The organism is Roseibium sp. (assembly GCF_965232425.1).
Taxonomy (GTDB): domain Bacteria; phylum Pseudomonadota; class Alphaproteobacteria; order Rhizobiales; family Stappiaceae; genus Roseibium.
Window position 1 is genome coordinate 3,549,192 of sequence record NZ_OZ246971.1, and the last position, 13,534, is coordinate 3,562,725.

At 60.5% G+C, this 13,534-nt stretch carries 9 protein-coding genes; 5 read left to right on the forward strand and 4 right to left on the reverse strand.

The window, feature by feature from the left end; all coding sequences use genetic code 11:
* Nucleotides 1-3: 3 nt before the first annotated feature.
* Complete coding sequence (locus tag ACO08A_RS16320) at nucleotides 4-3,846, reverse strand: M10 family metallopeptidase C-terminal domain-containing protein (protein WP_422037046.1); 3,843 nt, start codon at nucleotides 3,844-3,846, stop codon at nucleotides 4-6.
* Nucleotides 3,847-4,328: 482 nt separating this feature from the next.
* On the opposite strand from ACO08A_RS16320, the gene ACO08A_RS16325 reads away from it, so the two are divergent.
* The 4 genes from ACO08A_RS16325 to ACO08A_RS16340 are packed head-to-tail and all read left to right on the forward strand — an operon-like array spanning nucleotide 4,329 to nucleotide 9,981.
* Entirely contained in the window at nucleotides 4,329-5,678 is a 1,350-nt protein-coding gene (locus tag ACO08A_RS16325) for a TolC family outer membrane protein (protein ID WP_422037047.1), read from the forward strand.
* 10 nt (nucleotides 5,679-5,688) lie between these two features.
* On the forward strand, nucleotides 5,689-7,932 hold the full coding sequence (locus tag ACO08A_RS16330) for a type I secretion system permease/ATPase (RefSeq protein ID WP_422037048.1): 2,244 nt from the start codon (nucleotides 5,689-5,691) through the stop codon (nucleotides 7,930-7,932).
* On the forward strand, nucleotides 7,919-9,226 hold the full coding sequence (locus ACO08A_RS16335) for an HlyD family type I secretion periplasmic adaptor subunit (RefSeq protein ID WP_422037049.1): 1,308 nt from the start codon (nucleotides 7,919-7,921) through the stop codon (nucleotides 9,224-9,226). Before ACO08A_RS16330 ends, ACO08A_RS16335 begins: the two co-directional genes overlap by 14 nt.
* Before the next feature lie 35 nt (nucleotides 9,227-9,261).
* A complete protein-coding gene (locus ACO08A_RS16340; protein ID WP_422037050.1) occupies nucleotides 9,262-9,981 on the forward strand; it encodes a transglutaminase-like cysteine peptidase in 720 nt (239 codons plus the stop codon).
* Between the two features lie 158 nt (nucleotides 9,982-10,139).
* Here ACO08A_RS16340 and ACO08A_RS16345 read toward each other — a convergent pair whose 3' ends face one another.
* From ACO08A_RS16345 to ACO08A_RS16355, 3 genes are read right to left on the reverse strand one after another with little or no spacing between them, the layout of a single operon-like run.
* Complete coding sequence (locus tag ACO08A_RS16345) at nucleotides 10,140-11,444, reverse strand: TRAP transporter large permease (protein WP_422037051.1); 1,305 nt, start codon at nucleotides 11,442-11,444, stop codon at nucleotides 10,140-10,142.
* A complete protein-coding gene (locus ACO08A_RS16350; RefSeq protein ID WP_422037052.1) occupies nucleotides 11,441-11,935 on the reverse strand; it encodes a TRAP transporter small permease in 495 nt (164 codons plus the stop codon). The genes ACO08A_RS16345 and ACO08A_RS16350 overlap by 4 nt, the downstream gene beginning before the upstream one ends.
* A gap of 3 nt (nucleotides 11,936-11,938) precedes the next feature.
* Complete coding sequence (locus ACO08A_RS16355) at nucleotides 11,939-12,949, reverse strand: TRAP transporter substrate-binding protein (protein WP_422037053.1); 1,011 nt, start codon at nucleotides 12,947-12,949, stop codon at nucleotides 11,939-11,941.
* A gap of 121 nt (nucleotides 12,950-13,070) precedes the next feature.
* Here ACO08A_RS16355 and ACO08A_RS16360 point away from each other — a divergent pair, with 121 nt between their 5' ends.
* Nucleotides 13,071-13,520: a MarR family winged helix-turn-helix transcriptional regulator gene (locus ACO08A_RS16360; RefSeq protein ID WP_422037054.1), complete on the forward strand. Its 450-nt coding sequence runs from the start codon at nucleotides 13,071-13,073 to the stop codon at nucleotides 13,518-13,520.
* The last annotated feature ends 14 nt before the right edge of the window (nucleotides 13,521-13,534 follow it).

Consider the following 13,534-nt stretch of genomic DNA (forward strand, 5'->3'; position numbering starts at 1 on the left):
GGTTCAGGAAACAATCGTGTCCGGTGTCTGGGCACCGTCATCGGAAAAGACAAAATCAATAATTCCTCCCGCATCGACTGATTGCAGCACGGCCACGTCCCGGAAATCCGACGGGCCGCCGGAGCCGTCGTGATCGACGCTGACGACCGCGTCCGCGCCTTCCTGTTCAACCTTCACATAGTCGCCGATAGTCCCGGAGCTGAAGTTCGCGTCCAGCAGGCCCGACAGATCGAGCCTGTCCTCGCCGCTTTCGAAATCGACTATGACATCTGCAAAATCATCGTTTGAGAGGATAAAGGTGTCTGCGCCGCCGCCGCCAATCAGGGTATCAAGCCCGGCGCCGCCATCCAGTTCTTCTGCCAGCTCGCTGCCGATCAAAAGATCATCGCCGCTACCACCGATCGCCTTTTCGATCACGGTTCCATGTGCGATGCCGATGTTGTTCGTCATGCCGTTTGCAGAAGAGAGGGTACCCGGGTTCAGGTTCAAGATTGCAGGCGTGTCCCAGCCGGAAAAGTCGAGGATATCCGAACCGTCCGCGTCGTAGATTGCAAGCACCGGGCTGTCATTGGCCGTGAAGTCGTAGATCGATCCCGGTTCGGAACTGTTGAAGCCGTATGTCGTGTCGCCATCGCGGGTTTGCGTGCCGGCGCCATATGCAAGCTGGATCGCGGAAATATCCTCCACCATCGGCGTTTGCGCATAGGTCCAGTCGCCCTGTTCGTTCCACCAGTCCGAGCCGACGCGGTCTGCCGTTACCGATGACATGATGCTTTGAAGCTGGGAGACCGTCTCGGGGGCATGTTCGAGCCCGAGCGCATGCCCTACCTCGTGCATCAGCACCTGGAATGCGAACGTGCCGGGTTCGAAACCGTCCCCACCGATTGCCTCCGCGTTGGTGACGATCGTACTGCCTGTCCGTGTTTCGTATGTCTCGGCGAAAGAAATTTCCGACGAGTGCAAAAAGCGGACTGTAGCCGGCTCACCATCTGCAGCCCGGGCAATTGTCAAACCCGAAGCATCTGCCCAAACGGACAAAGCGGCGACCGCCGCCATCTGCTGTGCGGGCGTATAGGCCGATAATCCGGATCCGGTCTGGTTCGACGTCGGAAACGCATAGGTTACGGTCGGCACGGTGAGCGTGTTTCCAAGCGTGACTGCATTCCCGATCGGACCCGTGAGGGTTTGCTGGACTTCAGAACCCTGACCCGTCTGATCCGCGACGGGAACGAAATTCAAACCCGCACTATTGGCACCTATGCCGGTACCGGTCACGACAACGGACGCAACAGCCGTTGCGAAACCGCCATTGCCGTCAGCGACCGTGTACTGAAAGTTGTCCGTGATCGTCTGCCCGTCTGCAAGGAAATCAAAAGCATTGCCGGTGTCATAGATGACCATGCCGTTTTCAATTTTTACGCTGGCGTCGAACAGACTGTGCTCGGAGACGCTTGCCAGAGAAATCGTGTCGCCATCCGGATCCGAGGCGTTTTCCAGGAAGCGCTCGGCGTCGTAACTGGTTGTTCCGCCCGCAAGCACTTGTGAACCGACGATGCCGGCCGTGCCGATTGCAAGCCGCGCGCCGATGATGCCGTTGTCCGTTTCATCGAAGCTGCCGACGTTGAAGCGTATCGAGTAATCGCCAGGCGCCTCAATCGCGATGCTCACGTTCTGGGTCTCTGCCGCTTCCCGAAAAAGAAGCAAATCGGAAATCACGGGATAGATTTCGTCTGTGTTCTGGTCGATCAGTTCCGCCGTTATCACCGCAGCGTCGTCAGTGCTGTTGGACTGTCCTGCAAACAAGCGATAGGAGAACTCCAAAATGTCATCTGCAAACGCAAAGAACACATTGCTTTCCAGCGATGGCCCGAATGCCGTTCCGCTGTCCGGTCCGTCCCCGAAAGTGGCGAGCACGCCAGAGAACCGGATATCGGCAACGTGCGGGTCGCCAGGGATCAGCGCACCGGACTGGTCAATGTCAAACGAGATTGTGTAGCCGGACGAAATGATCTCGCCGTTGGGGCCTTGCTGCGGGCCGCTGATCCGCTGCCAACCCGCGTAGCCGTCTTCGAAACCACTGTTTAGCGTGGTGTTCGACACGAGTTCAAAATTTTCCGCGACAGGGGGATCGTTGACACCCTGAACCGTTATTGTGACCGTCGCCGGGCTTTCCGATATGAGCCCGGTGCTGTCCACGGCGGTGTACTCGAACGAGATCTCCTGCGTTGCGTTAGCGCTGAGGTCGTCGAAAGATCCGTTCGTGTCGAATGTGAATGTCCCGTCTTCAGACACATCAAGCAGAGCGATCGATGGTTCGGACAAGGTGAACAAGGAAATCGTATCACCTTCATCCGGGTCGTAGCCGAGGAATGGCACCGTGATGTTGCCGTTCGCCGCAACAGTCAGGTCGATGTCAAAGACGAGTGGCGCATCCGCGACCGGCTCGATGAAGATCGGCAGTTCGGCTTCAACGGATTGCTGGCCGACAGAAACGGTCAGATCGAGCCCGCCGGTCTCGCTGTTCGGCGTTGGCGTGTAGGTTATGGTTGCAAGGGCCGCATTGATATCCGCCTCGAGGCCGGTGAACGTAACCAGCTCGTCGTCGATACCGTCTCCCTCGAGGAAGGTCAGCCCGCTTATCTGAGCCAGGGTGACGGTCGATTTCGCCACGATCGTGACGGTGGCGGAATTGTCTCCGGGGATTTCAATGTTCAGTCCACTGAAGACAAAAGGCTGGTCTTCTTGTGTCGTCAGATTGGGGGGAACGATCACCGCAAGTTCGTCGTCTTCAATTGGAGGTGCCGAGCTGTCGTCGAACGGTTGCTGCAGATTGTTTGGAGGGGGCGCCGAATCCCGAAGCGCCGGGCCGGAGCGGTCACGGTCGCCGATGCCGGAAGGCCCGTCATTGCTCAGGCCGCTGCTGCCGTCACCTAGCGGAGAAAGATCCGGGTCGGACAGTTCCGGCACCGGACCGCCGTTCAGCTCGTTGGCACCTGAATCGGTGCTGCCGGGACCGCCGGGTGCCTGAGAGCCGTCAGGGCCTGTGTCATTGGGGTTCTGCTGACCGAGGCCAGCGGCGCCGTAGGCACCATAGGCCTGCTGCAGTTGTCCTTCGGCGGCGGCGAATTCGGACGGCGTCCTGGGTGTTATAATCGGCGCAGTGCCGGGCGCGGTGACGAGAAATGTTGAATCGGTCGTGTTCACGGTTCCGATCAGCTGGCCGGTCACCTTGTCGAACAGCTGATAGAACCCGAGTTGCCCACCCGGATCTAGCGCCAGCGCAAATCGCGTCGCGCCATCCAGCGTGCTGATGTCGACGATGGGCGTCGTTCCTCGAATGCCCATCGTTGCCGTGGGCGTTTCGATGCGCATGTCGCCGCTGGGAGCGACCTGGCCGGTGACGAAAACGAAACTGCCCTGGACCAGGTTCATGACCATGGAGTTCCCCGACCCGCCCGGCGCGTAGACAAGCTCGTCCAGGACCATGCGGGCGTCCGCCGACAGGGTGAAGAGTGTTTCGTCGAGGAACACGATGACGAGAGAGGAATTTCCGGCTGTCTGGACCACATCGCCCTGGAAGACGGCGTCGCCCGAGGAAAGCGTGACAGTCGTTCCGTCCGTCCGCAGCGCGGTTGCCGACCCTTCCGCAGCCTGAACGTTCCCAATCGGAGTGCCCGCGCCTCCGGCGCCGGCCTGCGCATATTGGCCAGGTGCCTGCGCCCCTGCCAGCCGTCCGACGGTGTCCCCTCTCAACACCGCCCCTTCAACGGTTTCAAGATCCGGCAAATGCGGTTGTTCGAAGTAATTGAGGATCGTCAGGGTTCCGTGATCACCATGCTCGATCACAAGATCAGGGCCTTGCCTTACGTAATTTCCTCGAAACAGCAGAGATGAATCTTGAATTCGAGGCAAGCCATCTGCCGCGTTGACAACCGCACTATTTTCACTTTCCGTAAATGTAATTCCGGAACTCGGAATGCTAGTCACGACACATGCTCATCAGCAGGATTAACAAAAGCGCGAAAACGGACGACAATAGATTTAATTTTGGTTTAACACTTTTTTAACAAAAAGTCTTTGCCGTGTCCAAATAAACTGCGCTATGGTTATTGAGTGGGCAGGATAAACTACGGATGAAGAGGAGTGTCGGTCTTAATAATTCCGCAGAGTAATTCGTTCGGGGTGGGGAAAGTGCCTGGTTAAAATTGTCAGTGCATTTTTGGTTTGGTAGTATGCTAGCTTTTTTACAATCTAAAATTGCATATGTTGTAAACAGTGTCGATTTTATTCTTCGGCCCGCCAGGTTCCTTGAAGGCTGCGTTCTGGTCTTGCCGCTGGTCCTCGCAAGCTCCGTTTTCCCGCATGCGCATGCGCTGACACTGGATGAAGCTATCGCACGCGCGGTGACAACGAATCCGCAGGTCCTTGCTGCTGCCGCCAACCGCCGCTCGGTCGCTTCCGAATATGATCAGGCACTGGGGGCCTATCTGCCGACGGTCGACCTCGAGGCGTCCTTTGGCGCGCAGTACATCGACCGTCCCAATTCGCTTGAAGTGACCGACAATAGGGAGTGGCGCAATGCACGTGAGGCGACGCTGGTCGCCAGACAGGTCTTTTTCGACGGCTTTGCGCGTGCGAACGAAATCTATCGGCAATCGGCACGTATCGACGGTTCCGCGGCCCGGGTGATGGAGCGTGCGGAGCTGACCGGGCTCGATGCGGCCGAGGCCTTTCTCGACGTGTTTCGGCACCACCGGATCCTGCGCGCCGCCGATGACAATATCCGGGAGCACGTGCGGCTGCTCGGCATCGTGCGCACCAAGGTCCAGGGCGGTTCCGCGACAGAGAGTGAATTGCGGCAGGCGGAAGAGCGGGTTGCCGCCGTCCATGCGGTGCGAGCAGACGTCCTGCGGGAGTTGGGTGCTGCGAATGCGCGGTTCCAAAGTGTCATCGGCATTGCACCGCCAGCTCTCAAGGCACCACGTCATCCGAGATCTGTGCCGAAGTCGCAGGCCAGCGCGATCGCAACCGCGCGCAACAATCATCCGTCGCTCAAAGCCGGCTCCGCTGACGTGGATGCTGCAACGGCGGACTATGACAAGTCCCAAGCGCCGTTCCTGCCGAGCCTGGGCGTGGAGGGACTGGCCTCGGTCGGCGAGGATCTGGACGGGACGCCGGGCCGGAACAACGAGTTCGCTGTTCGCATGACCATGTCGTGGAACCTGTTCAACGGAACGATCGACACCAATCGGCGGCGGCAGCTGAGCGAAAAGGTGACGGAAAGCAAGATGCAGCTCGATCAGCTGCGGCGCACGGTCGACGAGACCGTCCGAAGGTCGTGGAGCGACATCGTTGCCAATGACATCCGTCTGAAGGCCTTGCGCGATCAGACGGTTGCGGCCGAAGCGGTGATCGAGAGCTATGAAAAGGAATACGAGGCAGGCCTCCGCGATCTTCTGGATTTGCTGATCGCACAGAATTCGGCCTTCACCGCGCGTGTTCAACTGATCAGTTCCGAAACCATATCCGTGTTTTCCCGCTATCGACTGCTGGCATCCACGGGCAGTCTGCTGGCGTCCGTTGGCGTATCTGCGCCACCGGAAGGCGCACCCGGCTCGGACGAGGTGCCCTGGTTCGTCGGATCCAGGGGACTGATCGAACCACTGCGCAAGTGGTGAGGCGGACGCGGTGGACGGGGTTGACAAAACGATCCACTTCGATGCGTCCGACACCTCGGACGACACACATGACCTCGGGCCTGCAGCCAAGGCCGGTTCGCAAGAGACGTCGAACGGACTTGTGGACGCGCTTATCCGTATCGCACGTTTCCACGGCATCGTAGCGAACAGGGCTGAATTGTTGCGCGGGCTTCCAGCCTCGCCGGCGGGTCTGTCCGTAAAACATCTTGAAGCCGCTGCGCAGCGCCTCGGCCTGTCGGTGCGGGTCGATCAAATGGACGCAAAGTCCATCCCTGCCGTCACGCTTCCCGTCATTGTCCTAACGGAAGATATGCCCGCCCTTGTGGTCGAAAAGATCGACCAGCGCGAGGGAACTGCCCGGGCCTGGTCGGCAGCGTTTTCCGAAGGAGAACGGTCGCTGCGGCTTGCCGATCTTTCCGGGGCCAAGCATCCGGTCGTCGTGTTCGTCAGTGTCATGGCGCGCAGCCACTCGCCGGAAGACCGGACCGAGACGCCGAAGGACTGGTTCTGGTCTGCCGTGCGCCGGTTCTGGCCGAGTTACACGCAAGTGGTGATCGCTGCGCTGATCGGCAATCTGCTCGGGCTTGCCAGTCCGCTCTTCATCATGAATGTCTACGACCGGGTGATCCCCAATCTGGCCATTCCGACGCTCTGGGTGCTGACGCTGGGCGTGCTCATCGCGTTTCTGTTCGATTTCATCTTCAAGATGCTGCGCATGAAGATCGTCGATGAGACCGGACGGCGTGTCGACATGGCCGTCGCCGGACGCATGTTCGACCATTTCCTACGATTGAAGATGATCGCGCGACCACCTTCAACCGGCGGGGTTGCCAACCAGGTTCGCGATCTCGATTCCGTGCGCGATGCCCTGACATCTTCCACGGTCATCGCGGCGACCGACTTCCTGTTTATCGGCATATTCGTCTGGGTCATGTGGCTTCTGGTCGGACCGCTCGCCCTTGTGCCCGCGATTGCGGTACCGGTTGTCATCGCGGTAACGGGCCTTGTCCAGTTTCCCCTGTCGCGGGCACTTGCAGAGAGCCAGCAGGACGCGGCGCGCCGGCAATCCATTCTGGTGGAGACGGTTTCCTCGCTCGAGACGATCAAGGTCAGCGGCGGAGAGAGCTGGTTCCGGCGTTTATGGGACCGTGCCGTTGCCGCCGCCAGCCGGTCGACCACGACCGCCCGCTACTGGGCCAATGTGGCCTCCTCGTTCACGGGCGTCGTGTTCCAGCTCGTGTCGATTACCATCGTCGTCTGGGGCGTGTTCCTTGTCCTCGACGGCCTGATCACGATCGGTGCGCTGATCGCTGCGAACATCCTTGCAGGCCGGGTGCTCGCTCCCCTGAACAACATTGCGCAGACGCTGGCCCGCCTGCTGCACGCACGTAGCGCCTTGAGAAGCCTTGACGGGCTCATGAAATCCGAAACCGAAGGTGGCTACACCGCGCGGGATATTTCCGGGTTCGAGAACACCGGGATCGCCTTCCAGAGCGTGTCGCTGCACTATCCCGGGAACTCGGTTCCGGCGCTTGAGAACATTAGCTTCGCCACCGAACCGGGTGAGAAGATCGGCGTGATCGGACGGGTCGGATCCGGAAAGAGCTCGCTTGTGCGCATCCTGGCCGGTCTTTATGAGCCGGATGCGGGAACCTATCTCCTCGGCGGCATCGACACGCGGCAATTCTCGGCAGCCGATCTCAGGTCGATGGTCGGGCTGTGCCTGCAGGACGCGGATCTGTTTACCGGCACGCTCCGGGAGAACATCTTGATCGGCGCTCCCTATGCATCGGCAGCCGCGCTTGAGCGAGCGGTCGATCTCGCCGGGGTCAATTTCTTCGCCGCGCGCCACCCGGACGGTCTCGACATGCATATCGAGGAACGGGGGCGCAGCCTGTCGGGCGGGCAAAGGCAGGCGGTCGCCCTTGCGCGGTGTCTTGTCAGATCGCCGCGGATCATCTGCCTTGATGAGCCCACGGCCTATCTCGACATCATGTCGGAACGACAGCTTTGCGACCGGCTGCGGCAGATCGCGGATGACGGCATCACGCTCTTCGTGGCTACCCATCGCGATGGGCCGTTGGATCTCGTCGACCGCATTCTTTTGCTGGACAAGGGCAAGCTGTTGATGGACGGCGCGAAGGATGTGGTCGTTGCCAGGCTGAAGGCAGGTGCGAAGGCAGGCTACCAGTCACAGGCATCCGGCACGGGGGGCGGCCATGTCCCGGGTTGAGGAAACCTTTGCCAACGACGTGCGCGAGGCTCTGGCCCGCCGGACCAACACCGGCGTCTGGGCGCTTCTGTTCGCGGTGCTTCTGCTGCTCTGTGCCTTCATTGCCTGGGCCTATCTTGCAGAAATAGAAGAAGTCACGACAGGCGACGGCCGTGTCATCCCGTCCAGCCAGATCCAGGTGGTGGAATCTCTTGAAGGCGGACTGGTCGCGGAAATCTTCGTCAAGGAGGGCGATGTCGTCGACGCAGGCGAACCGCTTGTCCGGATCGACGATACCGATTTTGCCGCTGATCTCGGTGAATTGCAAAAGCAGCGCAGCGCGCTGTTCATCCGCGCCCGCAGGCTGGACGCCGAAGCGCAGGGAACGGGCCTTGATCTGACGGTTGGCGGTTTCGATCAATTGGCAGCCGCCCGCGAGATGGCGCTCTTCAACGCACGCGCCACCGCGCTGAAGCAGGAACTTTCAGTCATCGAGCAGCAGCTTTCCCAGCGCCGGCTTGAAAAGGTGGAACTGGAAACGCGGCTCAAGAGCCTCCGGCTGTCCGCGGAACTCCTGAACGAGGAACTTGCAAGTGCGCGGAACCTGTCGGCCGCAGGCGCCTATCCGAAGATGGACCTGCTTCGCCTGGAACGCGAAGCACAGGGCGGCACGCTGGAGGTCGAGCTTGTGAACGCTTCCATTCCGAGGTCGGAGGCAGCCATCACCGAGGCGGCCGCGCGCCTCGAAAGCGCCGTGCTCGGGTTCCGGGCACGGGCCCACGAGGACCTGACCCGGACGCTCAACGAGCTGACGATCCTGGACGAAACCATCAAGTCCGCGCAAGACAAGGTCCGCCGCACGGTGCTCCGGGCACCGGTGCGCGGGATCATCAACAAGTTCTCCGTTGCAACCATCGGGGCGGTCGTTTCGCCAGGGGAGAGCCTTTCGGAAATCGTGCCACTGGACGACAGCCTTCTGATCGAGGCGCAGATCCGTCCGCAGGACGTTGCCTTCCTGTTTCCCGGGCAGCCGGCACGGGTCCGGGTGACCGCCTATGACTTCACCGTCTACGGCGACCTGCCCGGCGTTGTCGAACGCATCGGCGCAGACACGATCACCAACGAAGAAGGCACCACGTTCTACAGGGTGATCCTGCGGACCGAGCGCAACTGGCTCGGCTCGGAAAGCAAACGTTTACCAATAATCCCGGGAATGGTGGTGAGCGCATCGATCTTAACCGGGAATAAAACCGTTCTCGACTACCTGTTGAAGCCGATCATCAAGGCGCGTTCGGAAGCTTTGCGGGAACGATAACGGAGCATCGGCGTGCCTGAACGGGGCAGACGTCGATGCGGTATGGTTCCGGGTTCCGGAGAGGGCTCGCAGGCTGGTTTTTCTTCTGTTTGGTGTTTACGGCCGGAGCACAGGCGTCCGAGCGGACGCGTCTGGCCGACATTTCCCGGACCATCTCGCACAATGGACAGGGCGTGCGCGCGCATGTGCAACCGGTGCCCTTGGCGGCAAGCCATGCCGGGCTCGATTTCAATCGCCGGTCCGATACGACGCTTGCGCGGCGCTGGAGCTTGTCAAAACCGAGACTGGAAGCCGAAGCGGACTGGCTTGCCTCCTGTTCACGCGGGGCCTGCCGGGACACGCGGGTCGAACCGTGGATGACGGCCGTTGCCCTCATCAGAGCCGTTCCCCGGATATCCCGTCCGGCACGTGTCCAGGCATTCCTGTCCCGCCGTATCCACTATGTCAGCGACCGGGTCATCGACGACCACTGGGCCAATCCGCTTGCAACGCTGCTCAGCCGGGCAGGCGATTGCGAAGACCACGCGCTTTTGAAACGCGCCATGCTGATGGCCGCCGGGTTCAGCGACGCTGAGGTGCCGCTCCTCGTCCTGGAGACCGCGGAGGGTCAGGGCCACATGACGCTGCTGGTTGCCCAAGCAGATCACGCCCTGGTTCTCGACAACCGCTTCCGAAGGCCGGTGCGGCTCGCTTCCCTGGGCAAGGACAGGATTGTCGCGGTTGCATCAGGTGCAGGCTATTTCGTCGCCAGATAGGCCTACTGTTTCACATGAGGTTTCCGAGGCAGGTCTCCCGGCGCGCCGGAGGAAACGCGAACCTCCTGTGACCGATCTGCGCTCCGGAAACAGTATCGAAGGCATGAGGGTGTTGCACCGGTTGTGCGGCAGCCAAAGCATGGGGGTCTGCAAGGACGTCAGTCGAACATCGCGTTCGGGATCATAAGAGCCAGGTCCGGAAAGGCGACGACCAGGGCGAGCGTTGCGATCATGGCGAGCCAGAACGGCATGATGCCCGCGAATATGGTCTCGATCGGAACGTCCGGCACGACGCTTTTGACAATGAAGACATTCACGCCGACCGGCGGGGAAATCAGCCCCATCTCCAGAACGATCACCATGACGACACCCAGCCAGATGGGATCGAAACCTAGGCCGGTCACGAGGGGAAAGACGATGGGCAAGGTGATGACCAGCAAGGAGAGACCTTCGATGAACATCCCCAGAATGACGTAGCCAAGCAGGATCAGGAACAGGGTCCCGTAAGTGCCGAGCGCAAGCCCCGTCATGCCGTCGGCGATCGTCGCCGGCAGATGGGACAGCGCGACGAAGGGCGCAAACACATTCGCTCCGATGAGAATGAAAAAGGCCATTCCCGTCGTCTTCAGCGTCTCGGCACTGATCTGATAGAGCGCCGGGAAGGTGCATTTGCGCCTCAGGATCAGCATGATGAAGGCGAAGAAGGCGCCGGCACCGGCCGCTTCGACCGGCGTGAAGAAACCGGTGTAGATGCCGCCGATCGTGATCAGGATGATCACGCCGATCCCGGTCGCGCGGAACAGGCTGGCCAGTTTCTCGCGCAGGCCGAAACGAGGCCCGCGGGGACCTTCCTCCGGCCGTATCAGCGTCACGACTGCGATTGCCAGCAGGAACATGGAGGTCAGCAGGAGACCGGGCAGAACCCCCGCCATGAAAAGACGGCCGATAGACTGTTCCGTCAGGATCGCGTAGATCACAAACCCGGTCGATGGTGGAATGAGTATCCCGAGCGTGCCGCCGGCCGCGATCGAGCCTGTCGCGAGCCTCGCCCCGTAGTTGAACCGGCGCATTTCCGGATAAGCCACCTTGCCCATCGTGACGGCCGAGGCGATGGACGAGCCGGACAGGGCGGCAAAGCCGGCGCAGCCCATGATCGTAGCCGCCGCGAGCCCGCCTTTCAGATGTCCGATGGTCTTGTGGGCGGCCTCGAACAGGTCGCGGCTCAAACCGGCCGTGGACGCGAGATTTCCCATCAGGATGAAGAGTGGAATGATGGTCAGCTCGTAAACTGTCACCGTTGCGAACACCTGTCCGCTCAAGGTGAAGGCCGCAGGGGTGAAACCCGACAACACGACGGTTCCGGAAAATCCGACCACGAGCAGGGCAATGGCGACCGGCGTGCCGAGAGCCAGCAACACGAAAAGGGCCAGGAAACCGAGTGCGCCACAGACTTCGGGGCTCATTTCGCCCATCTTTCCAGGAGGAGTACCACCGCGGAAAGACCGCAGCCCAGGGCAACGGCATAGTAGGACGGGGCGAACGGGAGCTGCAGCAGCAAGGTTGTTTCACCGAAGGACGCCGCCTCAAGCGCATTGAAGAAGGCGCGCCAGGCGAGATAGGTGAGCATGGCGATGCCAAGCAGCGACGATGCCCAGTCGAGGAAGACCTGCAGCCTGGCCGGGAAGAACCGCAACAGCGTGTCGATGGCGATCAGGCGGCCGGACAGGACGCACAGGGGAAAGCTGACCGCAACGACGAAAGACAGGATGATCTGGGCATAGTCGTTCGCCCCGAAGATCGGGCTGTTGATCACCGAACGCAGGAAGGCATCGGCGACGGAAAGACCCATCAGCCCGAACACGAGCAGCGCACCAGCGACCACAAAAGGGGCCTCGAACCGCCTGCGCCAGCCCGTCAAGCGCGGGCCGGTGTCCTCGGGGGCTGGTGACGGCACGGTCTAGCGGCCACCGAGCGCTTTGACGATAGCATGCGCGTCACTTCCGGACTGCTTGCCCTTTTCATCGATGACCTTTGCCAGTGATGGCGCCATCTTTTCCCGGAACTCGGCTTCGGCCTCCGGTGTGATTTCAATCAGTTCAAGACCGCTGTCGGAGGCCAGCTTGAGACCGGCCTGACCGGCCTCGAAAAAGGCCTTCGCACCGCGCAGGCTGAGCCCGCGGCCCGTCAAACCGGTGAGCTTCTCCTTGTTCTCTTCGGAAAGGCCGTCCCAACTCGACTTGTTCATCAGGAGATAGAAACTGTCGACGGCGGAGGGGATGTTGGTGGTGACGAATTTGCCGGTTTCGTTGAGCTTGTAGGACCGGATACCGGACGGGCCGATCATGACCGCGTCGATGACACCTGTGTTCATGGCGTTGTAGACATCGGGAACCGGCATCGACACCGGAATGCCGCCCCAACCTTCAACCAGTGCCGCCATGACGGGATTTGGCGTCCTGATTTTCATGCCTTTCATGTCCGCGACGGTGCGAACCGGCGTTTCGCGCGTGATCAGCACAGACGGGTTGTTGGCCCACAGCCCGAGGAGTTTCGCCTTCGCGAATTCATCCTCGATCAACCCGATATTGTCCCACAGGGCGTTGGTCGCGTCGGTGCCGTTTGCGAACAGTCCGGGAATGTGCACCAGCCCGGTCTTGGTGAACTGCGCGGGCGTATATTCCGGGATGCCGAAGACGATATCGGCAACGCCGGTGACGACCCGCTTGTATTGCTGGACCGGACCCTTGCCGAGTTCGCCGGAAGGGTAGATCCGCATGGTGACCTCGCCGTTGGTCGCCTCGGCCATTTCCTCAGCCAGCGGTGTCATGACGCCCCGGTCCATCGGATGCATGGACGGCATGAAATGCGCGATCTTCAGCTCGTCCGCCATCACCGGCTGCATGGCGAGCGCAACGGCGGCGCACGCCATCACGGCCGACAGTTTCGTCCACAGACCTTGAATTTTCATTTTCATTGTCTCTCCCTCCCGAAACTGATACCTCAGTAATTAACTTGATTAATTATCATTGTTAATTGCATAAGAAAATATGGTGGATAGCAAGTCAACCGCTTTGTCGGCGAGGATTGAAATGGCAGAGGGCTACCGGCTGCACAACCGGATCGGGTTCAAGGTGACACGGCTTGCCCGGATCATGGAGGCGCGCCTGGAAAAGAGGCTTTCCAGGCATGGCATCACCCGGCTGATGTGGTGTGTCTTGTGCGGTGTCGGACTGGAGAACGTCAAGACACCGTCGACCCTTGCGGAGTATATAGGCATCGCCCGCCCGGCGATTTCCCGTCTTCTGAAAACCATGGAAGAGAGGGGCCTTGTCGAGCGTACCTCTCCCGACGACGACAAGCGTTACACGGAACTGGCTCTCACCGCGCTGGGCCGCGAAAAGCTGAAAACCTGCCACGTGCTCGTGCGTGAACTGAACGATCATTTTGCCGGCAAAATAGACCAGGGACTCTATGAAAATTTCATGGAAACGATCGACGCGCTGACAGAAGGCGAAGAGGTTCAACTGATGCGCCTTTGAGTGCGCGGGAAAGG